Source organism: Streptomyces sp. NPDC101191, assembly GCF_044767915.1.
Taxonomy (GTDB): Bacteria; Actinomycetota; Actinomycetes; order Streptomycetales; family Streptomycetaceae; genus Streptomyces.
This window is the reverse complement of sequence record NZ_JBIWOU010000009.1, coordinates 344033-368225: the sequence shown is the minus strand read 5'-3', so window position 1 is coordinate 368225 and position 24193 is coordinate 344033. Positions and strand designations below refer to the sequence as shown.

27 protein-coding genes are annotated in these 24193 nt (G+C 71.9%); 9 read left to right on the top strand and 18 right to left on the bottom strand.

Annotated features, from left to right (window positions below; all coding sequences use genetic code 11):
• Nucleotides 1–170 precede the first annotated feature (170 nt).
• The 4 genes from ACIRQF_RS31605 to ACIRQF_RS31590 form a co-directional block, all read right to left on the bottom strand.
• Nucleotides 171–983 carry a hypothetical protein gene (locus tag ACIRQF_RS31605; RefSeq protein ID WP_404097500.1) on the bottom strand — a complete coding sequence of 271 codons (813 nt, stop codon included), beginning with the start codon at nt 981–983 and terminating at the stop codon, nt 171–173.
• A 28-nt stretch (nt 984–1011) separates the two neighbouring features.
• Entirely contained in the window at nt 1012–1152 is a 141-nt protein-coding gene (locus ACIRQF_RS31600; RefSeq protein ID WP_404097497.1) for a hypothetical protein, read from the bottom strand.
• Nucleotides 1153–1391: 239 nt separating this feature from the next.
• The gene (locus ACIRQF_RS31595) at nt 1392–2591 is read right to left on the bottom strand and encodes a hypothetical protein (RefSeq protein WP_404097495.1); all 1200 of its coding nucleotides are present in this window, start codon (nt 2589–2591) and stop codon (nt 1392–1394) included.
• Nucleotides 2592–2633: 42 nt separating this feature from the next.
• Nucleotides 2634–3026 carry a hypothetical protein gene (locus ACIRQF_RS31590; RefSeq protein WP_404097493.1) on the bottom strand — a complete coding sequence of 131 codons (393 nt, stop codon included), beginning with the start codon at nt 3024–3026 and terminating at the stop codon, nt 2634–2636.
• 656 nt (nt 3027–3682) lie between these two features.
• On the opposite strand from ACIRQF_RS31590, the gene ACIRQF_RS31585 reads away from it, so the two are divergent.
• A complete protein-coding gene (locus tag ACIRQF_RS31585; RefSeq protein WP_404097490.1) occupies nt 3683–4939 on the top strand; it encodes an MFS transporter in 1257 nt (418 codons plus the stop codon).
• A gap of 5 nt (nt 4940–4944) precedes the next feature.
• Entirely contained in the window at nt 4945–5937 is a 993-nt protein-coding gene (gene egtD / locus ACIRQF_RS31580) for an L-histidine N(alpha)-methyltransferase (protein ID WP_404097487.1), read from the top strand.
• Nucleotides 5938–6410: 473 nt separating this feature from the next.
• On the opposite strand, the gene ACIRQF_RS31575 is transcribed toward egtD, so the two are convergent.
• On the bottom strand, nt 6411–6668 hold the full coding sequence (locus ACIRQF_RS31575) for a hypothetical protein (protein WP_404097485.1): 258 nt from the start codon (nt 6666–6668) through the stop codon (nt 6411–6413).
• 337 nt (nt 6669–7005) lie between these two features.
• On the opposite strand from ACIRQF_RS31575, the gene ACIRQF_RS31570 reads away from it, so the two are divergent.
• Both ACIRQF_RS31570 and ACIRQF_RS31565 read left to right on the top strand, forming a co-directional pair.
• Nucleotides 7006–7182 (top strand): hypothetical protein, encoded by a 177-nt coding sequence (locus tag ACIRQF_RS31570; protein WP_404097482.1) that lies wholly within the window; start codon nt 7006–7008, stop codon nt 7180–7182.
• 596 nt (nt 7183–7778) lie between these two features.
• Nucleotides 7779–8096: a hypothetical protein gene (locus ACIRQF_RS31565; RefSeq protein ID WP_404097480.1), complete on the top strand. Its 318-nt coding sequence runs from the start codon at nt 7779–7781 to the stop codon at nt 8094–8096.
• A 75-nt stretch (nt 8097–8171) separates the two neighbouring features.
• Here the strand turns inward: ACIRQF_RS31565 and ACIRQF_RS31560 are convergent, their stop codons facing one another.
• The 4 genes from ACIRQF_RS31560 to ACIRQF_RS31545 form a co-directional block, all read right to left on the bottom strand.
• Nucleotides 8172–9794 (bottom strand): hypothetical protein, encoded by a 1623-nt coding sequence (locus ACIRQF_RS31560; RefSeq protein ID WP_404097477.1) that lies wholly within the window; start codon nt 9792–9794, stop codon nt 8172–8174.
• Nucleotides 9791–10873, bottom strand: a complete 1083-nt coding sequence (locus tag ACIRQF_RS31555) for a bifunctional DNA primase/polymerase (RefSeq protein ID WP_404097475.1) — start codon at nt 10871–10873, stop codon at nt 9791–9793. Before ACIRQF_RS31555 ends, ACIRQF_RS31560 begins: the two co-directional genes overlap by 4 nt.
• A 236-nt stretch (nt 10874–11109) precedes the next feature.
• A complete protein-coding gene (locus ACIRQF_RS31550; protein ID WP_404097473.1) occupies nt 11110–11475 on the bottom strand; it encodes a helix-turn-helix domain-containing protein in 366 nt (121 codons plus the stop codon).
• Nucleotides 11476–11686: 211 nt separating this feature from the next.
• Nucleotides 11687–11980 carry a WhiB family transcriptional regulator gene (locus ACIRQF_RS31545; protein WP_404097470.1) on the bottom strand — a complete coding sequence of 98 codons (294 nt, stop codon included), beginning with the start codon at nt 11978–11980 and terminating at the stop codon, nt 11687–11689.
• Between the two features lie 310 nt (nt 11981–12290).
• Between ACIRQF_RS31545 and ACIRQF_RS31540 the strand changes: the two genes are divergently transcribed.
• The gene (locus ACIRQF_RS31540; RefSeq protein ID WP_404097467.1) at nt 12291–13211 is read left to right on the top strand and encodes a hypothetical protein; all 921 of its coding nucleotides are present in this window, start codon (nt 12291–12293) and stop codon (nt 13209–13211) included.
• Between the two features lie 131 nt (nt 13212–13342).
• Here ACIRQF_RS31540 and ACIRQF_RS31535 read toward each other — a convergent pair whose 3' ends face one another.
• Nucleotides 13343–13468, bottom strand: coding sequence for a hypothetical protein (locus tag ACIRQF_RS31535; RefSeq protein WP_404097464.1), 126 nt, complete (start codon nt 13466–13468; stop codon nt 13343–13345).
• 357 nt (nt 13469–13825) lie between these two features.
• Between ACIRQF_RS31535 and ACIRQF_RS31530 the strand changes: the two genes are divergently transcribed.
• On the top strand, nt 13826–15001 hold the full coding sequence (locus tag ACIRQF_RS31530) for a hypothetical protein (protein ID WP_404097462.1): 1176 nt from the start codon (nt 13826–13828) through the stop codon (nt 14999–15001).
• A 111-nt stretch (nt 15002–15112) separates the two neighbouring features.
• Here the strand turns inward: ACIRQF_RS31530 and ACIRQF_RS31525 are convergent, their stop codons facing one another.
• The 3 genes from ACIRQF_RS31525 to ACIRQF_RS31515 form a co-directional block, all read right to left on the bottom strand.
• Nucleotides 15113–15493: an SH3 domain-containing protein gene (locus tag ACIRQF_RS31525; protein ID WP_404097459.1), complete on the bottom strand. Its 381-nt coding sequence runs from the start codon at nt 15491–15493 to the stop codon at nt 15113–15115.
• Between the two features lie 159 nt (nt 15494–15652).
• A complete protein-coding gene (locus ACIRQF_RS31520; protein WP_404097457.1) occupies nt 15653–16930 on the bottom strand; it encodes an MFS transporter in 1278 nt (425 codons plus the stop codon).
• Between the two features lie 249 nt (nt 16931–17179).
• A complete protein-coding gene (locus ACIRQF_RS31515; protein WP_404097454.1) occupies nt 17180–18250 on the bottom strand; it encodes a GNAT family N-acetyltransferase in 1071 nt (356 codons plus the stop codon).
• Between the two features lie 301 nt (nt 18251–18551).
• On the opposite strand from ACIRQF_RS31515, the gene ACIRQF_RS31510 reads away from it, so the two are divergent.
• Complete coding sequence (locus ACIRQF_RS31510) at nt 18552–18929, top strand: hypothetical protein (RefSeq protein WP_404097452.1); 378 nt, start codon at nt 18552–18554, stop codon at nt 18927–18929.
• 291 nt (nt 18930–19220) lie between these two features.
• Here ACIRQF_RS31510 and ACIRQF_RS31505 read toward each other — a convergent pair whose 3' ends face one another.
• The 5 genes from ACIRQF_RS31505 to ACIRQF_RS31485 all read right to left on the bottom strand — a co-directional run bounded on the left by ACIRQF_RS31505 (nt 19221) and on the right by ACIRQF_RS31485 (nt 21786).
• Nucleotides 19221–19589, bottom strand: a complete 369-nt coding sequence (locus tag ACIRQF_RS31505; RefSeq protein ID WP_404097449.1) for a hypothetical protein — start codon at nt 19587–19589, stop codon at nt 19221–19223.
• 133 nt (nt 19590–19722) lie between these two features.
• On the bottom strand, nt 19723–20316 hold the full coding sequence (locus tag ACIRQF_RS31500) for a hypothetical protein (RefSeq protein ID WP_404097446.1): 594 nt from the start codon (nt 20314–20316) through the stop codon (nt 19723–19725).
• Between the two features lie 88 nt (nt 20317–20404).
• Nucleotides 20405–20770: a hypothetical protein gene (locus ACIRQF_RS31495; protein WP_404097444.1), complete on the bottom strand. Its 366-nt coding sequence runs from the start codon at nt 20768–20770 to the stop codon at nt 20405–20407.
• Between the two features lie 76 nt (nt 20771–20846).
• Nucleotides 20847–21206, bottom strand: coding sequence for an SH3 domain-containing protein (locus tag ACIRQF_RS31490; RefSeq protein WP_404097441.1), 360 nt, complete (start codon nt 21204–21206; stop codon nt 20847–20849).
• 214 nt (nt 21207–21420) lie between these two features.
• Complete coding sequence (locus ACIRQF_RS31485; protein WP_404097440.1) at nt 21421–21786, bottom strand: hypothetical protein; 366 nt, start codon at nt 21784–21786, stop codon at nt 21421–21423.
• A 403-nt stretch (nt 21787–22189) separates the two neighbouring features.
• Here ACIRQF_RS31485 and ACIRQF_RS31480 point away from each other — a divergent pair, with 403 nt between their 5' ends.
• Together ACIRQF_RS31480 and ACIRQF_RS31475 are read left to right on the top strand one after the other, a co-directional pair.
• Nucleotides 22190–23359 carry a pyridoxal-dependent decarboxylase gene (locus ACIRQF_RS31480; RefSeq protein WP_404097437.1) on the top strand — a complete coding sequence of 390 codons (1170 nt, stop codon included), beginning with the start codon at nt 22190–22192 and terminating at the stop codon, nt 23357–23359.
• The gene (locus ACIRQF_RS31475; protein ID WP_404097434.1) at nt 23356–24048 is read left to right on the top strand and encodes an NUDIX hydrolase; all 693 of its coding nucleotides are present in this window, start codon (nt 23356–23358) and stop codon (nt 24046–24048) included. Before ACIRQF_RS31480 ends, ACIRQF_RS31475 begins: the two co-directional genes overlap by 4 nt.
• Nucleotides 24049–24193 lie beyond the last annotated feature (145 nt).

Below are 24193 nucleotides of genomic sequence, written 5' to 3'. Positions count from 1 at the left end.
GCGCCCTCCCCGGCAGCGGTGCGGTGGCGCTCGCGACGCTCATGGTGTGCCTCCTGCAGTGCGGTGTGGATGTCGGGTCGGACAGGGATGGCTCGGGCGGGGGAACGTCGAGAAGGCCGAGGAAGTGGTCTTCGGCCGCGCCGTGGGGGGCGTGCCTGCCGTCGCCCGTCCTAGGCCCTGCCGACGCCATGGGGACCCTGCTGCTGGTGTACGGCGGTCTGTTCTTGGGAGTGCGGGTGCGGGGCATGGCGCTGGTGGTCGGGTGCCGGTTGGTCCTCGGTCCGTTGCCGCTGCTGGTCTCGCACCTGCTCGATGCGCCGTTCCAGTTCCTCGGGGTCGATGTCCTGCAGCAGCGCGGCGAACTCCTCGCCGTCCTGTCGCGGTGCAGTCGCCTCGGGCTTGAACTGGTCCATGAACCGCTGCTTGTGCTCCAGCGATTCCGTCCAGTGGGCGGCGAACCGATCGCGGAGGTCCACCGGGAGGACGTCGAGGCGTGGCCCGGGGTTGGGGCGGGGCGCGGGCGGTGGCATCAGGTCGCGGATTCTGAGCGCGTGCACAGGGCCGGCGAGGTCGTCGAGCGTGGCGTCGCTGTAGTCGTGGCGGGCCACGACGAGGTGGTCGGCGCTGCGCGCCATTGCCAGCAGCGGCTGGCGCACCCCAGGGTCGCGCAGGACGTCGGCGTGCACGGCCAGGACTCCGTTGACGCTTCCGGCCGGCTGCAGTGCCGCCTCGTCGGCGGACAGCACCGCGCTGCGGACCTCCGTGTGCAACTCGCTGACCATGGCGCGGATTTGGGAGTGCAGGACGCGGGATTCCACGATCGTCAGCTGGGAGTTGGTGGCGGCTGCCAGTTGCGCGCTCGCGGCGATGAGGACCTCCCGGCCGCCGCCGCCGATGTCGTACTCGACGCAGCCGCCGCCCTCGGCCACGATCGCCGCGACGGTCTGCGCGATCAGGGGGTGTTTCAGCAGGTTGGTTTCCACGTGTGCCTCCCGGCCGTCCGCGCCCTGATCAGTGGCCGTCGCAGAAGGTGTGGGAGGCGGTCTGTGCGTCCACCAGGGCGCGGTAGCCGCCGGTGCCGGACGCCGTCGGGGCCCCCGGTGCGGCGGCGGGTACGGCGCCGCGGGCCAGGCGCATGCTCGTCGGCTTCATCCGGTCCTCCTGCGGTTGGCGGGCGGCCCGGGTCGTGGGGTCGGGTGCCGGGCCGGTTTCGAGGCAATCAGGTGGCCTCGGCGCCTGGCGTCTGGTGCCGGTCGTCTTCCCTTCGGCTGGGTCGGCGTCCTGCCCGGCGCTCCCGCACGGTGGGATTTGCCCCCGGTCGCCGCGTGCCGGTATCCCGGCGCGGGCCTGTTCGGCGCGGCGGCCCCGCTGGTCGCCGGGCGTCGGGCGGTCTACCGGATGCGTGGTGTCTGCTGCTGGGACTGCTGCTGGTGCACCTGGTGATCGGCGGGCGCCGGCTGCCCGGAAGCAGGGTCCGGCCGGTCGGTGGCCCGCTGGGCGATGCCCTGGCGAAGTCTGTCCGCCCAGGCCCGGATCTCCGCCTCGCGCCCCACGTACGGCGAGGCGTTCTCGGCGCGGCGCGGCATCTGTCCGGGGAGCAGGTCGCCGATCTCGCTGTACCGGGCCCGGTACTGGGGGCTGGCGTCTGCCGGGTACTCGGGGGCGATGGCGGCGTCCAGGGGCGGGTCGAAGACGGCGGTGTGCGTGAGCCACGGCCGTTGTGGGGACCGCCAGGACATCCCGGCCAGCTCCACCTCGATTCCTGGCGAGTCGATGAAGCGCACCCACGTCGCCTTCACCTCGTGCGGCGGCATCTGCTGGTCTGTCAGCGGCAGGACGCGGAAGGTCAGGTGCGTGACCGGCTGCTGGCTCACGGTGTCGAAGACCTCCTCATGGGCGAGGTCCTCGAACGCGCCGCGCTCGGTGGCGTTCCAGGCGGAGTAGTGCGGCAGACTGCCGTGCCCGAGGTGGTCGAGCACGATCTCGGCCCGCTCGGCGGCGTCGCGGCTGCTGTCGTGCACGACGCGGTGCAGCCTGGGCGGCAGGAACAGCCGTATCCCGCCGTACAGCTCATCGGTTTGCGGGTTTGGCCCCTGGGGCTCGGGCGCGTGGAAGAGGTGGGCGTGCTGGCGGGCTTCCGCCTCCATCGGTTCGCCGTACCGGTACACCGCTTCACGGCGTCCGTCCACGCCCTGATAGCGGTTGCGGTAGGCGTTGTGGGCCTTCTGGGCTGCCACCACGCCCGCTTCGAAGTAGTAGGCCCACTCCGCCGGCGGGCGGTTGTGGACGTTGCGTTCCGGTGCGGGCTCGCTGTAGCGGTCCCACCACTGTGTCCCCTCAGGGTCCCGTCGGCCGTGGTTGATCCACGCGGTGGGGTAGGCCGCGTACAGCGCGTCCATCATCACCGAGGCCAAATTGCGCAGTTGATGGTCGGGCGAGACTTCCAGTTCCGCGACCTCGACGGCCTGGCCGCTGGGGTGGACGTAGACGTCGAGGTGTCCGGCGTAGGCGCCGCCCACCTGGGCCATGATGCGACGGCCCGACCATGCCTCTCTCCCGTCGGTCTTCCAGTCCGTCAGCCACAGAGACACGCCTGCCTCGTCCAGCCGTGCCTCTGCCCCCGCCATGGCCGGTTACTGCCTCGGTGCGGGCAGGCCCCACGCCGAGACCACGCGGCTGCTGGCCTCCGTCACGTGCGGAAGAGCGTGCAGCGCCTGCGTCACGGTGCGTTCCACTTCCTGGGCCGCCGCCTCGTCGGGCAGGCCGTTGAAGGCTCCGCCGTCGGCTGCGAGCGTGCTCTGCACGGTGACCGATACGCCTCCCTCGGCGGGGACGGGCCTGGGGGCGGGGTGGGTGACCAGTTCCACCACGCGCTCGATATTGCCGTTGGTACCGGGAGTTGACGGGGAGTCGGAGATGATCTCGGCGCTGCCGCTGAGGACCGTCATCAGCCGGTCGACGGCCGCGGGCGGTCCGGTCAGCCGTACCTGGGTGAAGGCCGGACCCGACGGCGTTTCTGCGCTCACCACTTGCTCCTTGAGAAGACGGGCGGCCCGTGCCGCTGGGGCGGGAGCCCCCGGTGGGCCGCCTGGGACGAAGGCGCCGCAGTCGGCGCGCATTGGCCAGTGTTGCAGGGGCGGCCCGGCCGAGATCCACAAGCATGCCCGCCGCAGTCGGCGCGCGTGGTGGGGCGGGGCTGTGGTGGTCAGGGGACGGGACGCAACCGCCGCCTGCGTTCCGGGGCGCGGAACGCGGGCGGTCCGGCGCGGCCCGCGCAGGGTACGTGCACCAGATCAACCCATTTCATACGGTTTGTTTGCCCGGCTCTGACAGGACAGCGGGGCTCGGCGGTCCCGTGCCCCATTCGCACGTCGCACGGGACCGCCTCCCGGGCTCTGCCGCCGCGCGGCGCCCGGCCGGGGCCGGTTCCCCACCGGGCTGGGGGGCCGTCTCCCGTACGAGGGGACGCCGGTCCCGACAGGTGCGTCGTGGGGCGGGAGGTAGCGGCCGCGCCGGTCCGGCGACGCGGTGGCGGTTGCTTGTCTCGCCTCATGAACCCGACCCGGGCAGGCGCAGGACGTCTGCCGGCCGGCGCGGCCCTGGCGGGTCGTGCCCCGCGTACCGCCACCGCCTGTACGTCCCGGCACGGCACCGCGCTCTGCCCTCCCGCACGGGATGGGCAGTGACCACCGGCCAGGCCGTGCGCGCGGCGCCCTTCCCCGCCGCTTTCCCGGCCCGCTACCGCGATGTGCTGCGTGTTCCGTGCGCCGCGCGGCTGCTGGCCGGGACGCTCATCGGGCGGATGCCCACTGCGATGGCGCCCCTGGCGATCGTGCTGGCCGCCGCGCAGGACGGCTACCTGCTGGCCGGGAGCCTCACGGCGCTGTACCTGCTGGCCAACGCGGCGGGCGGGCCGCTCACCGGTCGGCTGGCCGACCGGCGCGGGCAGACCCGAACGCTGTCGGGGTGCGCCCTCGTGGCCGGTGCGGGCTTCGTCGTCCTGGCCGCGGTCGGGACGTCCCACCACGGCGTCGCCGTGTTCTGCGTGCTGGTTGCGGGAGCGGCCCGCCCGCCGCTGGACGCCGCCTTGCGGGCGCTGTGGCCGGATCTGATGCCCAGCCGCGACCACGAACGGGTGGCGTTGGCTCTGGACGCCGCCACCCAGGAGACGATCTACATCGGCGGCCCGCTCCTCGTCGTCGCCCTCGCCGAGGCGGCCTCGGCGCGCTGGGCCCTGCTCGCGACGGCCGCCGTGGGCCTTGCCGGAACGCTGATCGTGGTCAGCGCCCCGCCCTCGCGGTCCTGGAGTCCCGTGCCGGGGCGCGTGGACTGGCTGGGCCCTGTGCGTTCGCCTGCGCTGCGCGTGCTGTACCTGGCCATGGTGGGCGCGGGGCTGCCCATGGGGGCGCTCACGCCGTTCGCGGTGCAGGCGGCCGACCGCCTGAACGACGCCAATCTGTCCGGCACGCTCCCCGCGGCCGTCTCGGCGGGGGCGCTGCTGGGCGGACTCGCTTACGGCGCCCGGTCCTGGCCCGGGACGGCGGCGCAGCATCTGCTCGTGCTGTGCGGCGCCTTCGCGGCCGGCTGGCTGCCCTTGCTCACCGCCCGCACACCGGCCACGGCCCTGGCGGCATGCGTCCTGCCCGGCCTGCTCATGGCCCCCCTGCTCAGCGCGGCCTACCGGTACGCCTCCGCCCTCGCCCCAGCCCATTCCGCCACGGAGGCCGCCGCCCTGCTGGTCGCGGCCCTCGACATCGGCTGCGCCGCTGGCACCGCGGCCGCCGGGTTCGCGCTGCTGCCCGTCCTGCTGCCCGCCGGGGCGGCCGCCGCCTGCCTGGTCCTCCTGGCCGCCCGCACCAACCGGCGCCCGGGGACACCTCGCCGAGGCGGCCCCGCGGTCCCACCGATGTCCGCTCACCACCACCACGCCGAAAGGTGACACCCGTGACCACACCCGCCGACACCGCCCTGCTGCCCGCCCACTTCCGCACCGAGCTGCGCACCGACGTCACGCGTGGCCTGACCGCGTCTCCGAAGCGGCTGCCGCCGCGGTGGCTGTACGACCCCCTGGGCAGCGAACTGTTCGAGCAGATCACGCAGTTGCCGGAGTACCCCTACACGCGCGCCGAGCGGTCGATCCTGGCCCAGTGCAGCCCAGCCGTCGCCGCCCTCACCGGCGCCCGCACCGTCATCGAGCTCGGGTCCGGCTCCTCGGAGAAGACGCGGATCCTGCTCGACGCGCTGGGCGAGCACCACACCCAGCTCACCTACGCGCCCGTCGACGTCAGCGCCAGCGCGCTGGCGCAGGCCGTCGCGGCACTCCGCGCCGACTACCCGCACCTGACCACGGTGCCGCTCGTCGCGGACTTCACCACCGGCCTGGCACTGCCGCCCCTTCCCGGCCCCCGGCTGCTGGCCTTCCTCGGCGGCACGTTCGGCAACCTCCTGCCCGGTGAACGCGCCGTCTTCTTGCGCTCGCTGCGCTCCCGCCTCGATCCGGGCGACCGGCTGCTGATCGGGGTCGGCCTGGTGAAGGACCCCGACCGCATCCGCGCCGCGTATGACGACGCGGCCGGGGTCACCGCCGCGTTCAACCTGAACGTCCTCACGATGCTCAACCGGGAGCTCCAGGCCGAATTCGACCTCAGCGCCTTCGAGCATGTGGCGCTGTGGGACGCGGCCAACGACTGGATCGAGATGCGGCTGAGATCCCGCCGGGAACAGACCGTCGTCCTGCACGGCCTCGGTCTGCACGTTTTCTTCGCTCCCGGCGAAGACCTGCGCACCGAGATATCGGCGAAGTTCCGGCCGCGTCGGCTCGCCGAAGAAATGTCGCAGGCCGGCCTCCAGGTGAGCCACTGGTTCACCGACCCCGACCAGCTCTACGGCCTGGCCCTGGTGGCCCGCGACGACGAGCCGGCACCGCCGGCCCGGTGACACCGGCGCTGCCCGGGCACGCGCCGATCGACGGGGCCAGGCTGCCCGGCGGCAAACGCCGGGCAGCGGACAGCCCTTTCGCCTCACGGTCACGGAGCTCCCTGGCCGGGTAGGCCCCGCCAGCAGCGGCGGCCGGGCTCCGCTGCACCGTGTCTCGTGGTCCGGAGGATCTTCACGCCGCCGCGGGCGGGGAACTGCGCAGCGGGCAAGGGCAGGGACCGCTTTTGCAGGATGCCGCCCTCGCCAGACACCGTGCGCAGTCGCAGAGTTCGGGCGCGCCCGGGCTCCGCCGGTAGTCCGCGCCCAGCGGCGTGGCGGACGGCCAGGCACCGGGCCTGTGACCTGCGGGCCCCGGGAACCTCTGCCACAGCGCCACGACCGCGGCGGGAGATCTCACGGGGCGGATCCTCAGACGCAGGAACGCCGGCAGGTCGCCCTGCTCACGCATGGCCGCGATGTCGTCGGTCCCGAAGTCATCCACCGCGGCCCCCTCGCGCGCTCGCGTGGTCTTCACCGTCCGGGGCGCCGGCCTGCCGGGGCGCGATGCGCCGGGTGACGACGTTGAGGCCTCCGGCCACGACCGCCGTCTCAATGCGCCGCACAGGGCGCACGATCGCCTGGGTCATGCTCCGGGCATCGACCCCGAAGCTCCCGCCGGGCAGGTGGTCCTCGATGATCCGCTCGACGTCCGCCAGGAGGCGGTCCGGCCCCCGCTGCGCTCGCTCCGCCATGCCGCGCCCCGTCCAGCTCGTTCTCGTTGGGGCGGTCGGGGTGGCGGCATTCCCGTGCGTGGATACACCGCCACCCCGGCTTTCCCCGATCCGTCCCAGAACAGGAGGTCCCCTCACCCTGCCCTTGCTGTGAAGGGGCTGGTGCCGCCGCAGGCTCTCGCTCCCAACCCCTGGCACGAGCACGTGCGAACACATCCCGCCAAACGGGCCAGGCCGACGGTTCACGGACCGGCGGCGCCCGTCGCAGGCGCGAAGGCGGGCGAGCCTGTGAGTGAGCTCTCGCGCTTCGCTCTGGCGGTCTGGGGTAGAACGGGCATGGCGGAGAGGGGGAGTTGCGGTGTCGCGGCAGGACGCGGACAGCGATGGCGCGCTGACCGAGGACGAGCAGGAGAACCTCGGCGGCAAGCCGGACGACGTCGCGCAGTACGGCCCTCGCCGGAGCCGGGACGGGGTGTGCGCGGCCTGGAATTGGTGGAGCGGCCGTGGGCGGCCGGTCCGGACCGGTTCGGCGTGAGTGCCGACCGCAGCGGTGCCTGCCGTCTCTGGCTCGACCCCGGCCACTCCCCTGCCCGAGGGGGCCACTGCCGATCCGGTCGTCGCGGGGTGACGCACTCGGTGACGGAGGTGACGGGCAGGTGACGCACTCGGTGACGCACTCTCTAGCCGCCACACGCCATCTGACCTGGCGCTTTTCCCCGCACCGGGAATCGGGTGACGCGGGTGACGCACTTTGCGGGTATCTCTCTACAGCCTATTTCTCCCCTTTTTTCTCCCACAGAGAGATAGGGGGAAAGTGCGTCACCCGCGTCACCTCTCACGGATGAACTAGGAAAGCCGCAGGTCAAGGCCACTTTCCGAGGGAGGGAGTGCGTCACCGAGTGCGTCACCGAGTGCGTCACCGAGTGCGTCACCGCTCCCGGAGTGCGTCACCACCCCCCACCGCCGTCCTCTGCCGAAGATCGTGGTGCCTCACCAAGCGATCTTGGCGGCCGCGAGGTTTCTGCCACTTGAATCCTGACCGCCAAGAGGGCGTGGCAAGGGGGAATGACGCCTGGTCGCCGCCTTGGCGTACGGCAACTGCGACACCTCCCGCTCTGGGAGGATGCCGGCATGGACGACAGCGCCGGGACGTCATCGGGCGTCCAGTACCGGGCGGACTACAGGGATACGCGGGCCTTCACGCCCATGGAGCCGCTCTACGACGATCTCCACCGTGCGCAGCAGCGTTGCGAGGAGGACCTGCGCGCCGTGCGCGAGGACGGGCAGCAGCTGGAGTTCCGCTGGGTGCCGGGGCTGGACAACCCTCCGACGAGCTGGCGGATGACGGTACGCACGCCGAAACTGCAGCAGTTCGTCGGCATGGGCTACAGGGTCGTCGTGGTCGGGTCGGAGCTGGACATCGTCGATGGCAGCCCGGACTGGCGGTGACCTGCCGGAGGACAGACCGGACGGACGCCCTGCCTCCGGGGGCCCGCACCGTGGCGCGGGCCCCCGGCAACGCAGTCAGCCGTTCGACGTGCTCGGCTGGGTGGTGATCTGCAGAGGCCGGCCGTTCTTGGTGCGCGGCAGCTTGCGGACGTCGACCCCGCGGCGGCGCAGCGCGGGGGCGGCGCGCTGCAGGCGGGCGGACAGGACGGCCGGGGTCCGGGGCCAGTCCTTCTCCTTGTCGGTGTTGGGCGGCACCTCGAGCTCGTTGAGGAGCTGGGCCGCCTGGCCTTCCCAGGTCCAGGGGGTGAGGCGGCTGGTGGCCCAGCGCAGGACGGCGGTGGCCACCGGGTCGCCCTCGATGACGTCGTCGACGAGGTCTTCCTGCGCACCGGTGTAGGTGTCCAGGGTGCGCCAGCCGGTGACCTCGTCCAGCGCCCAGAGCATCTCGGCCCAGTCGGCCATGCGCGGGCGTTCGGCGAGTTTGTCGGACGCCTCCGGGAGCTTGGCCCACACCAGGGCGGCCAGATCGAGCAGCCCTCCGAGGATCTCGGGGTGGGAGTTGTGGAACGCCTCCCACAGGCGGCGCTCGGTGCGGCGGTTCTTGCCGGTGATGGGTTCGAGCTGGATGGGCAGCATCCGCTCGGCCAAGTCCCCTTGCAGGACGCCGATTTCAATGCTGGTCAGCAGGACCGGACGCTGGTAGATGAGGATCACCACGTCATCGTCGGAGTACAGCTCCCGCTTGGTCAGGGCGTCTCCAGTGACCGCGCGGGAGAGGAAGTCGCTGAGCCAGCCGGGCATGCCTGAGAGGTTGTCCAGCGCCAGGCACCATCCGGCCGCCGTGGTCACCGCGAGGTCGTCCTCGCTCTTGGGCACGGACCGCAGGTGGGCCTTGCTGCCGTCGACCAGGCGCACCATCATCCGGCACAGGGTCGACTTGCCGGTGCCCTGTTCACCGAGGATCCCGGCGAGCGGCCGCGGCATGTCCGGGCGCAGCGCGGCCAGGCACCAGGCGACGACCATCGGGTAGGACTCGGCGCTCACCGGCAGGATCCGGCGCAGGAGTTCGACCCCGTGCTGCCAGCCGGCGGAGGACCGCTCGGGGACGGGCAGCTCGTGCACCAGACGGCTGCGCCGCCACAGCGGGCCCTCGCCGTGCTGGGGAATGAGCACCGCCCAGCTGCCGCGTTCGATGCACACCGAGAGCCCGTCGCTGCGCCCCAGGTCGAGCCAGGTCGTCCACCGGTCGACCTGGTCGGCGGCAACCCGCAGGTGCACGTCCTGGCTCTCGCTGTCCATGGCCATCGCTTCCAGCGCGGCGATCGCGTCGGCAAGTGCCGCCTGGGACGGGGTACGTCCGGTGCTCAGGACGTACTCGCGGATCAGGCACTGGCGCAGGGACCCGGTGCCCCCTCCACCGCCCTTGGAGCGGATGGGGCGGGCGATGGGACCGCCGTCGATCTGCACGGCGTAGATGGTCTGCTCGCCGCGTACGAAGCGGTAGCCGGTCTCGCCGATCGTCCGCAGGATGTCGGCCTGTCGCGGGCGGCCGCTGTCGGATTCGTGTTCCTCTCTCTGCGGAAGGTGCGCGGTCATCGCGGCCGCGGCCTCGGCGGCGGGGTAAGCGGCGGCCTCGGAACGGTCGTCGTGCTCGGCGCTGGGGCCGGGCACGGTGCGCTGGGTGGTCGTCTCGGTCATGTCCGGGCCCCGTTCCGCCGGGGTACCCGGGAGCCGGCCTCGATGGCGCGGCGGATGGTGGACTGGGCCTTGGGCTCGTGTGGGTCGATTCCGGCGGCCTGGGCCGCCTCGGTCAGGGCCCGGTGCACGTCCTCGCGGTCCAGCAGTCCGGCTCCGACCAGCTGCCCGAGGCTGAACGCGCTCTTGTTCAACTGGTCGTTGCGGCCGCTGTGGCATGCCGCGACGGCGTTGAGTTCTTCGCGTACGGCGGTGGCGACGTAGCCCCGTCCGGCCGCGAAATCCGGCAGATTCAGGCGGGAGAGCGGGCGCCGCAGTGGGGTGCGGCGCTTGAGCCCGGCCCGCGCCAGGTCATTGGCGAGCCAGCGCGGCAGCGGCGCGGGCGTACGGCAGGTCCCCTCGGGCACGTAGCGGCCCTCACGGGTGCAGGTGCCGGGAGCGACCGCGTAGGAACGGTCGGCGCGGATGTCGATCTGCCAGCCCAGGCGCCCGCGGCCGTCCATGCACCACTGGCTGCCGTCCGCCACGGCGTACCACAGGTGCAGGCCTCCCGAGGGGGTGCGGACGCTGAACGTCTCGGGCGAGTCGGTGAGCAGCGGCGCACGGCGCAGTGAGCACAGCAGTGCGAGCGCGTCGAGTCCGGAACGGATCGCGTGGCGGTCGAGGTCTTCGGGCAGTTCGAGGCCGGGCAGGATCTTCTCCGGGTCCGGCGGCGTCGACTGGTGCAGGTCGAGGTCGACGATCAGCAGGTTGGATGGTCCGGCGGCGACGCCGATCCCGTACTCCGGATTGTCGCTCCACCACTTGTCGATCAGGGCCAGGTCCGTGGTGGCGGCCCGCACCCCATGGCAGTGGCGTCCGGCTGCGATGCACCGGCACTCCTCGACCTTGTGAGGAATGAAGTCCGGGTTGGGCTGCCCGCCGATCGTCTCGCGGCAGCGCGCGCAGTTCGCTGGCGGGATCTTCAAGCCCGGGGCGAGCGGGTGGACGAACCAGCCCTGCTCGGCGCACCAGCGGGCGATGTGACGAGGGGAGGCGCGGTCCGGGCTCCCGGGGTGAGGGGAATCGGTTCTGGCCAGCACAGAGTCCTTTTTCCGCCGTGTTGCGTGTGGCTCCACCCTCTCGCCCCGTACGCCGACATCCCATCGGCGGCGCCTCCCCAGTACAGTGGAGGACGCGCCCGGGGTGACCCGGGCCGGGGTGATGCGGGCCAAGCGCGGCATCACGGCTTGTTCGGGAAGGATTCGCGGCACCTTTAGCGAGGGAGAGCGCGAGGCCTTCTTGTGGCCCGGGACTACGGTCCCGGGCCGCTTCCATGTCACGCCGCGACCGGAGTCTTGGACCTGGTGGTCGCGGGCAGGCCCTTGGCGGAGCGCAGCTGCACGATCCGTGTGGGGGGCAGGGCGGCGAGGACGTCGGCGGTCCTTCGGGAGAACAGCAGGGATGCCTCAAGGTGCCAGTGCCTGGCCAGCCGTCCAAGCTCGGCGACGGACCACGGAGTGACCCCGCGCTGGCGCCGGCCGACCACGGCGACCGAGAGGTCGAGGACCGCGCCGATGTCGGTGAAGGTCTCATCCGTCACGGCAAGAACCGACTTGATGTTGTCGCGGACCCAGTCCTCGAGTTCCTCGACTGTGGGTGGCTCGTGGAGCGCGTCCTCGACCGGATGCGTGTCCTCGGGCATGACCCCTCCCGGCTGTAGGCCTCAAAACGTTCTGTCGCTATACCTCTCGTATAGCGTGGCTGACCATACATCACGGAAAGCTACTTTTTACGCACCGGGCCTTTGTGCGTGTGACCTGGGAATTCACCCCGGCCGCCGCCCGGTTGGGGGACGCCGGCCGCCGCACATCAGCAGTATGGGGATCAGCCATCCGCACCACCGCACAACCGATTCAGCTGGCGCGCGGCTGTTCGTGCTCGTCGCGGACGCTCTCCAAGACCTGGCGCCAGGAGGTGACGTTGGGCCTGCGGCGCAGCAGCGCCCGGCGCTCGCGCTCGGTCATGCCGCCCCACACACCCCACTCGATGCGGTTGTCGAGAGCGTCGGCCAGGCACTCGGTCCGCACCAGGCAACCCGTGCAGACCGCCTTGGCCCGGTTCTGGCCGGTACTGTCCGCGAACAACTCGTCCGGGTCGGCGCTGCGGCAGGCCGCATCCTCGCTCCAGTGGTCCCTCGAACTCGTCATGCCTTCCCTCCCCCATCGCAACTCGGCAACAGCACCGAGCCTATTGCCCAGGTCACGACTACTGCGGTGCGGGTCTCGGCGGCCGACCGGTCTCCTCAACCGCCCTGTCAAACGTCGGCCTGCCGCATCGCTGGCCCGTTGGGTGGAGGCTGCCAGGCACCCGATCTCCCGCCGCTGATCTGGAGAACCGGGCGGTGAATACGGTCTCGACCGCGCCCGCAAGGGTGGCGATCGTGCGGGAGAGCAACTGCCGCCCTCTCGCGGTGAGTAGCATCCGGCAGCAACAACCAGGTACAAGGAGCGTGCTTCCGTGGTCGACGAGCTCGAGAAGACCCCCATCCAAGATCGTGTACGCCAGCGATTCGCCGACGACCTCGCGGCCAACCGCAGGGAACAGGAGGAGGTCACCGGACAGATCGCCGACCTCCAGGAGCGTCTGGAGCAACTCCGGAAGGACGAGGCGTGGTTGACCCAGGCGCAGGGCAGTTTGCCCGGGGCACCCGCTACGAGCGAACCGGCCGCCGAACTCGACGGCGCCTCGGCCGAGCCCGCCACCGATGCGCCCCACGTTCCACAGCCGCGGCAGGACCAGTCGGAGAAGGCGGCACAGGCCGAGCAGCCCGCCAAGAAGACCACCGCCAAGAAGGCGCCGGCGGCGAAGAAGACGACCGCCAAGAAGGCGGCAGCGAAGAAGGCGGCAGCTGACCCGGCTCCGGCACCGGAGGACACCACCACGGAGGCGCCGGCGGCGAAGAAGACCACCGCCAAGAAGGCTCCGGCGAAGAAGACAACGGCCAAGAAGGCGGCAGCGAAGAAGACCGCCGCGAAGAAGGCGGCAGCTGACCCGGCTCCGGCACCGGAGGACACCACCACGGAGGCGCCGGCGGCGAAGAAGACCACGGCTGAGGAGAAGTCGGGGCCGCCGCTGTGGGAGCTCATCCTGGGCATCCTCCTCAAGACCCCTGGACAGCCGTGTGTGGCCCGTGAGGTCACCGACCAGCTCTCGCAGGACCATCCCACTCGGGCGACGTCGATCCAGACGGTGCGCAACAACCTGGAGACCCTCGTCAAGAAGAAGCTCGCCGAGAAGTCACACCAGCAGGGCAACGCGATGTACACCGCGTACGCCGATGCGGGTGCGCCGTCCGCGCCCGCTGCGGACGAGCCCGCGAGCGGCGAAGGCGAGCAGGCTCCCCAGGCCGAGGCCGAGAAGGTTCCGGCTGAGGTCTAGCGTCCGCTGCGGCCCGCCCGGCGGGCCGAGGGTCGCAGGTGCCGCTGCGGGCCCGGATACGGCAGCGCCCGCCCGGGTTGGATGGACAGAGGGGGCCCGGGCGGGCGCTTGGGGCGGCAGTCGCCGTGCCGCTACGGGCGCGCCGCGAGCGCGGTGAACGGACGCGCGGCGAGGTCCTCGCCCGGCCGGCCGGAGGTGAACGGGCGGGTGGCGAGCGAAGCGGGACGCGGGCGGGACTTGAACGGGCGCTGGTTCATCGAAGGCTCCTCGCAGAAGACGGTGAAGCGTCGGTTAGACAGAGGTGATCTCAACAGGAGCGGCCCGCCACCGCCAGAGACAAAAGCGGGCGAACTCCGCTAATTCCTGAGGGTGGGAAACGAGTTGGCGCGGCGGTCTGGGTTGCGGGACAAATCCGGGTCTGCGGCGCCGGCCCGGTCCGCCCAGCGGGCCGCCGCGAGAACGGCGGAGCCGGCCTGCGTTCAGTGACCGGCCCCGGTGGAAGTCCTCCACCGGGAAGCAGGCCCCGCCCCGGTACTACAGCCCTTCCAGGCCGCTCAGGGCCCCTTGTCAGTGGCTCCGTGCAGAATCCCCGCGGGGTCGGAGGGAGGTTCTGGGTGCCGCGCTACATCGATCCGGTTGAGGCCGAAGAAGTGATGCTGACAGCCGGCCTGCTCGTACTGGAGCCGTATCCGGGCAACAACAAGCCATGGCGCTGCGTCTGTCTGACATGCGGTCGGGAAGTCGCACCGAGACGCTCGAACGTCTACACCCGAGGACGCGGCTGCAAGCACTGCGCGCCCAACGCTCCTGTGGACCCCGAACTGGCCCGTGCGGCCATGCGCACGGCTCTCCTGGAGCCGCTGGAGCCGTTCGAGACGGCACACACCCCCTGGACGTGCCGGTGCATGCAGTGCGGAGCGGTCACTTCGCCGAGACTGTCGAACATCCGGAGCGGTTTCGGCGGCTGCGCCCCCTGCGCGAACAAGCGCAACGCCCTGGCCCAGCGCGGAGATCCAGAGCAGGCCGAGGCCGCCATGCTGGCGGCACAGCTGCGCCCTCTGGTGCCGTATCCCGGAGTCAATGACCCATGGCGGTCCGAGTGCCTGCGCTGCGGCGACGAGGTCAGCCCCCGGCTCGGTCACGTCCGGCAGGGACACGGCGGATGCTTCCGGTGCGGCCGGGCCAGAACCGCGGCGGCGCAGCTGGGTGACGCTGTGCATGCCGCAGCCGAGATGGAGGCTGCCGGACTCCAGCCCCTGGAAACCTACCCCGGTTACAACCATCCTTGGCGTTGCATCCACCGGGCCTGCGGCCATGAGGTCCGTGCCCGGCTCGCCAGTATTCGTGCCGGGCAAGGAGGCTGCACCCACTGCGCGACGCACGGCTTCAACCTCAGCGCTCCGGCTGTCGTGTACGTCCTTCACCATGCCGGCTTCGGCGTGGCGAAGGTGGGGATCACGGCCGCGATCTCAGACCGCGTCGCACGGTTCGAGAAGAGAGGCTTCGCCGTGGTCGGCCTGCTGCCCGTGCCCACCGGACAGCAGGCGTGGGACGTCGAGCGGGCGGTCCTGCGGCACGTGCGGGTGGACCTGGGGCTGACGCACTCGCTGTCGCAGGCGGACCTGCACGGTGTCGGCGGTTGGACGGAGACGTTCAGCGCGAAGGAGCTGCCGCCGGGGAACCTGTGGTCCCTCGTTCAGAAGTTCCACAAGGAAACCGTACGAGTGCCGGGCAACGGGGCAGCTGGCCATGGACAAGCTGGGGCGCTGTTCCAGCACGTGAACTCCTGATTCGCGGGGCCGAGTCCGTCACTGACCCGACGGCCGCGGAAGTGGCGGCACGCGCCCGTGGGCCCCCGGACGGCCGGGAGCCCCACGGGATGGGTTGCGGGCGGAAGTTGGTCAGTCGAGCTGCATCGGGACGCAGTCGGACAGGTACTTCTTGGCGACCCAGCCGGTCGAGTTCTTGGGCAGGCCGCTGCGCGACTTCGTGCCGAGCTGCAGCTTGATCCAGCCGCTCTTCGAAGCGACCTTCTTGCCCCAGTCGTTCTTGTACAGCAGGCCCTTGGACGCGTAGTTGGTCGACGGCCCCGTGCGGAAGTTCACGCCGTTCGCCTTGTAGACGAAGTAGTAGACGCCCGGCTTGCACGGCATCGCCGCGCGCGTGGCCGTCTGGGTCTGGGTCTGGGCGAACGCGGACGGGGCCGCACCCACGGTGAGCGCGGCGGTCGCGGCGAGCACGGCGGCCGGAACGGTGCGACGAAGTACGGACGGAAACGGCACAGGAATCTCTCCTTGTTCGGCGGTTGTGCCAGGAGCCTGCAAGCGGGCAGAGGCCCGCAACCGGTGTGCCGCATCGGTGTGCCAGGGTCCGGCACAGCAATCGCAACTGCTGTTCCGGCAGGTGGGAGCGGTGGTGTCCGCGGCGCGTGGACGGCCGGCTCACACCGGCGCAACTGCGGAAACGGGGGCGGGGCGGGCGGCGAGCAGGAGCGCGCACACCACGGCGGCCAGCAGCGGGACGGCGAAGTGTCCGCCGAGCGGGCCCGCGAGGGAGGTTCCGCCGGCCACGCCCAGGCGCATGGCGCTGGACATCCAGCCGACCGCCTCGGTCGATGTCCCCGGCGGCGTGAGCGCGGTGAGGGTCAGGCTGGCCACGGTCAGCAGGGGGACGAACAAGGCGCCGGGCAGCATCGCCAGGGCGAGGAGCGCCGGGGCCGGGAGCGGAACGAGCAAGGGAAGCCAGCAGGTTGCGAACACGGCACCCAGCAGCAGGAGGTGACGCGGGCCCGGACCGGCTGCGGGCTGGAGACGGGCGAACACGGCGCCGCCGAGCAGGCCCGCGGCGGAGAACGTCGCCGGCAGCGCGCCCGCCAGCCAGGAGGCGTCCTGGCGGCCCGCCGCGGCGATGGCGGCGACGTCGAGGGCGCCGACCGCGGCCCCCAGGAAGACCAGCGCGATCAGCAGGGGCCGCAGCGCGGGCGCGTGCAGCACGCCGAGCCGGTCGCGGTGTCGGGGCACGGCCCGCCAGGTGCGGGCGGGGCGGGCGGTGGCGAAGGCGAGGGAACCGGCCAGGGTGACGGCGGCTGCCAGGATGAGCGCGGTGGCCGGGGACAGCCAGTTGGCGACGGCGACGGCCAGGGCGGGCCCGGCGACGTAGACGATCTCCTGGGTGGAGGAGTCCAGGGTGTAGGCGGTGCGGACGTGTGCGGCGTCGGGGAGCACGGTGGGCCACAGTGATCTCAGGCCGCCCTCCAGCGGGGGGCATCCGGCTCCGGCCAGGGCGACGCACACGGCGGTGAGGGCGAGGTGCGAGGTGCCCGTGAGCGCCAGGGTGCCCAGGGCCGCCGCGACCAGCGCGGCGCCCAGGTGGCAGGGCAGCGGCAGACCGCGCAGGTCGGCGAGCCGTCCCAGCAGGGGCAGTCCGAGTGCCGGGGCGATGCCGTAGAGCGCGGCCAGCCAGCTGGCGGTCGCCAGGGAGTGGCCGCCTGCCTGCGCCGCCAGGATCAGGGCGATGGGCACCATGCCCAGCGACAGGCGTCCGGCCACCGAGGCGATCAGCAGGCGGCGGCAGTATCGGTGCCGCAGTACGGCTCGGAAGGTCGGCGCAGTGCGCGGTGTCGAGGCGGGGGCTGCCGGGATGCGGGGTGCGGGCGGCTGTGGTGCGCGGGTCGGCGCCGTGGTGGTGCGGGGGACGTCACGGACCTGCGCGTGGGCCATCGCCTGCCTGCCTCTGCAAGGGAAGTCGGTTGTCTCGCGGGGCCGCCCGCACGGCGGGCTCGTCAGGGGTGCGCGCCGTGCGGGCGGTGGCAGCGGTACGGGGAACCGCTGGTGGCACAGCCCAACAGGGCACGGAGGCTGCTTCAACGCCGCTTCCCCGGCAGCGGTCGGCGCCGGGCATCACGTCGCAGCGTCTGGTGCGGCATTTCCTCTCGCCGGTCCGCCTCGCGGGGTCCGCATGCGGGTGGATCAGCGTGGGCCCACCGCCTGAAGGTCCGCGGCTTCGGCGAGCTGCTGCGCGAGGGGGCGGCCGCTCAGGGGGGTTGTGTAGGTGTGGGTGGTGGTCCACACCGCGCCGTAGGCCGCCTTGTAGGAGCGCTGACCGTCCTCACCTGTCGTGCGGCCGAGGTCGAGCGTGGTGTATCCCTCACCCGTCACGTCCTGGCACAGCCTGAGCAGCAGGGCGTGGCCCGGCGCCAGGTCGCGCTGTGTGGGATCCATCGCGGTGATCACCGAGTAGACGCGGTCCTTGTGCCGCAGGCACAGCTGGGCGGCCACCGGACGGGCGTCCAGGGTCAGGGTCGCGATGAACGCGAGGGGAGCACAGTGCTCGAGGACCTGTCTCCAGGGCAGTGCGAGGTCGGCCGTCCCGGCAGCTGGGGCCCGCGGTGCGTTACGGCGGCGGAACAGCATCTCCAGCACCTCGTAGGCGGCGATGAGTTCCGGCGCCGTACGCGTGCGGTGATATCCGACGCGGTCGCCCAGTGCTTCGACGGCCCTCCGGCGACGCGTGTGGTCCCGCCGCGTCGACCGGGACAGGCCGGCCAGGTCCACCGGAAGCGGCACCGTGGCGTAGTGGGTCTGCGTGTGCGGGTGGCCCCACCGGCTGTACGCCTGCTGGGCCAGGAGGCAGTCCGCCGCCAGATCGGCAACCAGCACGTCGTCGGCGAGAGAAGGCAGGCGCTGGGCGAGAAGGCTCACCGCTTCCTCGTTCTCGCCGACGGGCCGGACCTGTTCGCACGCGGGCCAGGACAGCGGTGTGATGCGCGTGCGGCCGGTGCTGTCGGTCTCGCGAACCAGGGCGAGAGCCGCAACAGGCTGCTGGTCGGCCATGGCCGCCACAATCAGCGGGTCGCAGGAGGCCGGCAGGTGCCGGGCCCATCCCAGCAGCCAGCCCGGATCCTGGTAGACGGTGGCTGCGGCATCCCGCTCGGCCAGGCCGGGCCACACCCGCGCAAGGAAGTCCAGTGCTGCATTCCCGGAGTACTCGCGGCATCGAAGACGCCCGGCCGCCCGGCCGGCGCAGTGCTGTGTCCTCATGCACGACAGGACACCTGGTACTCGCGGCGCCGGGCCGGGCTTCCCATCTTCGTTCCCTCGGGCGGGAGGGGGAGGCGCACTGCCCGGGGCGGGGTTCCGCCAGGCGATCCAGACGTCAGCACCGCCTCGCGGGTATGCGGGCCACCGACGAATTCCCTTCATCGCACCGACGAAAATCGCTGGCAGATCCTGGGTGAGCAATTCGCGGGCGCCGCTCCGCAGCCTGACAGGAAGCGTGACCTGCGTCACAAATTCAAGATTTATTGTCGGTTTGGGTCCCTGCCGAGCCTGAAGAGTGAAGGTGTCGCTCAACTTGGTGCTGGAGGACTTGATGATCCCGTCGAAGACGCTTCTGCCGACGATTACACCGGAAGGAACGTACGGGCAGCTCGTGGAGCTGATCACGGCCGTTTCGGAGCTCGGCGATCAGGCGGCAGAAGGGCTTGCGGACAGCTTGCTGTTCCGGTTGGGGCTCTACGGCCCAACCCCTGAACGGGTGGACGACCTGTGTGCGGCGATGTTCTTCGACGCCGAACCGGAGGACGGCGGCTGGGTGCAGTGCGGCAAGACGCCGGGGCACATCCGGCGTGGCGACCCACTGCACAAGGGCCTGTGGAGCGGCCGGTGCTGGAGCGACGACCACCGGCAGGCCGTAGCCGCTGACGACGAGGAGGGCTGACGTGGCGGCGGCCAGAGCAGCCGACTCTGGCCGCCGCACCAGCCTTCGGCTCCTCAGCCACGATCGATTGGGACTCATTCCGCCCGATCGAGGGACGTGATCTCCACGAACGGTGCGTTGCCGCAGGTAACCGGGTTTCGTCGGTGCCCCTATGCCCGTGCGGCCCGGCACGGCACGTGGCGGCACCCCGGGTGGGGATGCCGCCGCAGTGATGGTTGCGCGGTTGTCGCGGGCTTCCGCCGTCGGCAGCTGCCCGTGCGCTGGAGGGTGGCCGGCGGGCGTGTCTGGTCGTTAGCGGGACACGGCGAACCCGTCGCGGATCCAGCCCCAGGTCCCGGCGGGGAGACCGCTCTTGGAGCGGTGGAGGAGCTTGGAGTACATCCAGGCCTGGCGGTGTTCGACGGGGCCCTTGAGTACGCCGCAGGTGGCGACGAACGTGTCGCCCTTATAGAGCAGGCCCTTTGAGGCGTAGCCGGTGCCTGGGCCGGTGCGGATGTTGACGCCGTTGGTGGTGATCGTCGAGGTTTCCCGGGTGATGTGGTAGCGGCAGGCCGACGAACCGACGGCTGAGGCGTTCGGCGCGGCCATCGCCGCGGCGCCGACGAGCAGGGTGACGGCGGTGGTCAGGGTGGCAAGGCGCTGTCTGGCGGTCGATGGCACAAAAGACTCCTCTTCGTGTGGACTGCGTGCTCGCATGGCTGTGAAGCCAGCGGTTTTCGTCGGCGGCCCGGTCGCGGCCCGGGGCTTGGCCGTTGTGGGCGGTTGCCTCGGGGTTGGCTTCGCGGGCGCCCGGTCAGCTCTTGACGGGCCATTCCAGGGGGTCTTGGTAGTAGCCCTGGAAGAGCTGTACGGCGGTGGCCTTCTGTCCTGCGGGGATGAGGAAGGCGCTGCAGATCTGCTCCGACTGCCCCGCGGCGAGTTTCTTGTCGGAGTCGAAGGGCGGGCAGTTGGGCCACTTCGCCTGTCCCAGAAGGACGATGAGGGCACGGGTGCGCTGGCCGCCGCTGGTCTTGACGATCAGGTCGTCGTCCATGTCGCCGAGCCGCATCGCCTTGCCGCTCTTGTGGGTGAGTGTGGACCAGACGTACACCGGGACCTGCGGCCCGTCCGTGGCGTCCTTCTCCAGCCCGGAGTTGTTCATGTCGGCCGCGGTGCCGGTCACCACCTTGGTGGGCGTGACCGTGTAGGTGGCGCCGGCCGAGTCCTGCATGGTGCTCTCCTGCACCGGACTGGACTGGCCGAGGCGGTAGGAGGTCTGCTTGTGCGCCGTGCTTGCGGCGGAGCTGGGGTGTCCCTTTGCTGCGTCCGTCCCGTTGCAGCCGGTCACCACCACGGCCAGGGCCAGGGCGCCCATCGCCGCCGAAACGGCACGAGTGCGCCTACGCATGTCGTTCTCGCTTCCTCTGTGCGGGTGGGGCGGCGTTTCGCCGGCACGCGCCCCGGCCTTGTCTTCTCGGTCCGCGCCATCGCGCAGGTCAGCAGCCCTGGGTGCCCTTGGGGACGTCCTTGTGCACGAAGGCCCAGTTGACCCACCCGGTGGTGCCCTTGGGGAGGCCGTTGCGCGACGTGGCCCTCAGCGTGGCCTTGTACCAGGTGCAGTTCCCGAACCCGCCGGGGTTCGTGGCGGTCACCCTGATCTTGTCGCCGGTGGCGAGCAGGCCCTTGGTGGTCGTCTTGTAGCCCGGGGCGGTGTGGAAGCGGATTCCGGTGCCGCCTTCGATGGTGGTGTTGTAGTCGCGGACGTTGTGCACGCTGTACGCCGAGGCGGGGCTCGCCGCCAGGGTGCCGACGGCAAGGGCGGCGGTGATCAGAGTGGTGGCGGCGCGGGTGCGCGTCTTCATGGGGCCTCCGGTGCAGGTGTTCACGAGCCGGGCAGTGCGTGCTCGCGGCAGTGACGGGCTGGTGGGCAGAGGCGGGTCAGCCCGCGAGGCTCACCAGGCCGTCGTCGCGCACCCAGCCCCGGGTGCCCTTGGGGATGCCGGACCTGGAGCGCTGGCTGAGCTGGCTGTAGTCCCAGTTGCCGCGGCTGCACAGCACCGTCAGCTTGTCGCCGCGGTACAGGTAGCCGCGGCTGGCGTAGCCGGTGGAGGGTCCGGTGCGCAGGTTCCAGCCGTTCTTGCCCACCGTGGCGCCGAAGTTCGCCCAGTTCACGGAGCACTTGGAGTTCTCGCCGACGGCGTGCGCGGCCGGGGCGGTGGTGAGGGTCAGCGCGGCGGCGGCAGCCACCGCCATGACGGCGGGGACGGCGGCGGCGCGGGTTGCGATACGGCGGATCATCGAGGAGCCCTTTCGGGGAGCGTGCTGTCGGAAGTCGCCTGGAGGCTCGATGCTGCGCACCCCGGTGCGGCCGTGACCGGTTCGGCGGCCTGGCTCCCACCGTCTGCAACGGTGACCTGGGGCGCCGTTCCGCAGGGCGGGAGCGGGCGGCCGGCTGCCCGTGCGCAGCCGGCCGCCCGGTATCCCTCGTTCGGCAACTGCCGGAGCCGGTGGGCTACTTCGGGATCGGCGGGGTGGGTGCGGGCCAGGTGTTGTAGGGGTTGGCGCACTGGTAGACGACGTAGCCGCGGATCTTCGCGTGGTCCGACTTGCGGGTGACCGTGCCGTGCACCCACCACGTCTTCGCCGACCGCTGGTACACCCACTGGCTGTAGGTGATCTTGTCGCCCTTGTAGGCGATGCCGACCGTGGTCGAGGCCTTGGAGTAGGACTTGTGGACCTTGACGGCCTTGCAGGAGATCTTGTCGGTCGCGGTGTCGGCGGCCTGCGCTGTCGAGGCGGTGGCGATGCCTCCGGCGGCAACGGCCAGACCCAGGGTGCCGGCCACGACGGCGCGTTTGACGCGCTGGCGAACTATCACGCGGGACTCCTTGATGTGGATGTGGGAGGACGGTGGGCCGGGCTGCCCTGGCTGCCTGCGGGCGCCTGGCCCGGGCAGCGGGTGCACCCCTGGTGTCCGGACGCCACCGATCCTTCGTGGCCCCAAGCGGTGCCGGCGCCTGGCGGCGGCCGCGCTCCCGCCTGCGGGGTCCGCGACTTGCCCTGCTCTCCCCGCAGGCGGGATCCGCCGGACTTCGGCCCGGCTCGGCGCTGCCGGGGCCTGCCGGACCGTGCGCTCCCGTGCGGCGGGAGGCGCGCAGCAGTTGTGCGCCGCTGTCTCCCGCCCGGCGGCGCCTTCAGCGGCCGGGCGGCCCAAGAGGGCTGCGGGCGCGCGTAGATGGGAGGGCACCTGCCGCCGACGTGACCCGTATGGAGCCGATGACGTGAGCCTGCGCCCCGCCCCGCATACGCCCGATGAGGGTCTGGCCATCGCGGACCAGCCCTCCGAGCCCGTGGCCGACACCGCTCACCTGCACGAGCTGATCGGCTCCGTGTGCCGGGACGAACGGCGGTTTCTGGGCTTCCCCGACCATCTGGGCCGGGTGGTCGGCGAACTCGCGCCGCTGCTGGCGATGTTCGCCGACCAGCGGCCTGGCCCGTACTCCCCCGATGGCGTCGCCGTCGCCACCCGGCCGTACGAGGAGGCGGTCCTGGAGTACTTCGCCGCCCTGGCCGGGGTTTCGGCCGCCGACGCCCACGGCTATGTGGCGTCCTCGCCCAACGAGGCGCTCCTGCACGGGCTGGCCACGGCCCGCCGCAGGCTGCCCGACGCGTCCGTGTACGTCGGCGACCAGGCCCACCACGGCGTGACACGGGCGTGCGAGCTGCTGGGGATGAACCGGGTGAGCGTGCAGTCGCTGCCCGACGGCACGATGGATCCCGAGGACCTGCACTTGCAGACCCGGATGCGGCGCGGGGCGGGGGCCGTGGTGGTGGCCACCTGCGGCACTCCCCTGCGCGGCGCCGTCGACGACGTGGCCGCGCTGCGCGCCGCCGCGGCCGAGTCCGGCCGGGTGCACGTCCATGTCGATGCCACCACGGGCGGGATGGCGGCCGCGCACAGCGACGAGATGCCGCCCTGGTCGCTCGCGCACGGCGCCCACTCCATCACCCTGTCCGCACACGGCCTGTTGGGCCTGCCGGTGCCCGCGGGCATCTCGCTGATGCGGCGCATGCAGATCCCCGCCACCACGGCGGGGATCACGGTGCCCGACCGTACGGTGGTCGGCGCGCGCGCCGGACTGCCCGCCCTGTTGCTGTGGACACGGCTGCGGTCCCTGGGGCGGGCCGGGGTGGCCGCCCTGGTCAGCCGCTGCCAGGACGTCGCCGCCTACGCCGAAGACCGCTTCGAGTGCGCCGGAGCCCGCCCGGAGCGCTTTCCCGGCTCGCTGACCGTCACCTTCGAACGGCCGCCCGCCTGGGTCGTCGACAAATGGCACCTGACCCACGCCGGGAACCTGGCGCAGATCGTCACCACCGGCCCCCTCACCCACACCGCCGTCCACGAACTCGCCATCGATCTGTCCGTCGCCGGGCTGGAGGCCATCGCGTGACACCCGCCGTCCCCGTGCCCCGCTCCCTGCTCGCCCTGCCCGCCGAAGTCGGTGACCTGATGGACCACACCCCGGAATCCGCCTACGCGCACCTGCGCGACACCCATCCCGCCTGGTTCGTCACACCGCCCGGTGACGGGACGATCAGCATCATGCGCTGGCCGATGACCGAAGGCCAGGTCATCTACCGCGACCAGTGGTGGATGCTGCTGCAGGACCCGGTCGTCTTCCCCGACGGCCGGCACGGCCGCTACCTGCGCATGCTCGCCCCGCAGCCGGAACCGGGAGTGGCCGTGCTGCCCCTGCTGGGCAACGACGTGGTCCTCATCGAACACTTCCGGCACGCCACGCGCGCCTGGCACTGGGAGATCCCGCGCGGAGGCGGCACGACCGGGCTGGCCGACAAGGACAACGTGGCCAAGGAACTGAAGGAGGAACTCGGCGCCGAACCCCGCGAACTCATCGAGCTCGGCGCCGTTCACCCCGACACCGGCATCCTGGCCCAGGCGGCCAGCCTGTACGCGGCGCGCATCGACGAGGTCGGCACGGCCGACCGCGCCGAAGGCATCCGCCGGACCCGCGCGTTCACCTTCACCGAAGCCGAACGCATGGCCGGCAACGGTCTGATCACCGACGCCTTCACCATCGCCGCCCTCTTCCGGGCCCGCCAGGCCGGCCTCGCCACCTGACGGGCCCCCCGGCCGCAGGCTCGCCGGCCCAGGGCGCTGAACCCGACGCGGCGCGCCCGGGATTTGGCCGAAGGGGTGCCCTCGCGCCAGGCGGTGCCACCCCGGCCCCGTGCGGCCTGCACTTGCAGGACAGCGCCTCCCCGCT

Bases quoted from the DNA above. Each gene is read 5' to 3' on its own strand.
- ACIRQF_RS31600 (WP_404097497.1), bottom strand. From the start codon at position 1,152: ATGAAGCCGACGAGCATGCGCCTGGCCCGCGGCGCCGTACCCGCCGCC.
- ACIRQF_RS31575 (WP_404097485.1), bottom strand. From the start codon at position 6,668: ATGGCGGAGCGAGCGCAGCGGGGGCCGGACCGCCTCCTGGCGGACGTC.
- ACIRQF_RS31565 (WP_404097480.1), top strand. From the start codon at position 7,779: ATGGACGACAGCGCCGGGACGTCATCGGGCGTCCAGTACCGGGCGGAC.
- ACIRQF_RS31560 (WP_404097477.1), bottom strand. From the start codon at position 9,794: ATGACCGAGACGACCACCCAGCGCACCGTGCCCGGCCCCAGCGCCGAG.
- ACIRQF_RS31550 (WP_404097473.1), bottom strand. From the start codon at position 11,475: ATGCCCGAGGACACGCATCCGGTCGAGGACGCGCTCCACGAGCCACCC.
- ACIRQF_RS31545 (WP_404097470.1), bottom strand. From the start codon at position 11,980: ATGACGAGTTCGAGGGACCACTGGAGCGAGGATGCGGCCTGCCGCAGC.
- ACIRQF_RS31535 (WP_404097464.1), bottom strand. From the start codon at position 13,468: ATGAACCAGCGCCCGTTCAAGTCCCGCCCGCGTCCCGCTTCGCTCGCC.
- ACIRQF_RS31520 (WP_404097457.1), bottom strand. From the start codon at position 16,930: ATGGCCCACGCGCAGGTCCGTGACGTCCCCCGCACCACCACGGCGCCG.
- ACIRQF_RS31515 (WP_404097454.1), bottom strand. From the start codon at position 18,250: ATGAGGACACAGCACTGCGCCGGCCGGGCGGCCGGGCGTCTTCGATGC.
- ACIRQF_RS31500 (WP_404097446.1), bottom strand. From the start codon at position 20,316: ATGCGTAGGCGCACTCGTGCCGTTTCGGCGGCGATGGGCGCCCTGGCC.
- ACIRQF_RS31495 (WP_404097444.1), bottom strand. From the start codon at position 20,770: ATGAAGACGCGCACCCGCGCCGCCACCACTCTGATCACCGCCGCCCTT.
- ACIRQF_RS31490 (WP_404097441.1), bottom strand. From the start codon at position 21,206: ATGATCCGCCGTATCGCAACCCGCGCCGCCGCCGTCCCCGCCGTCATG.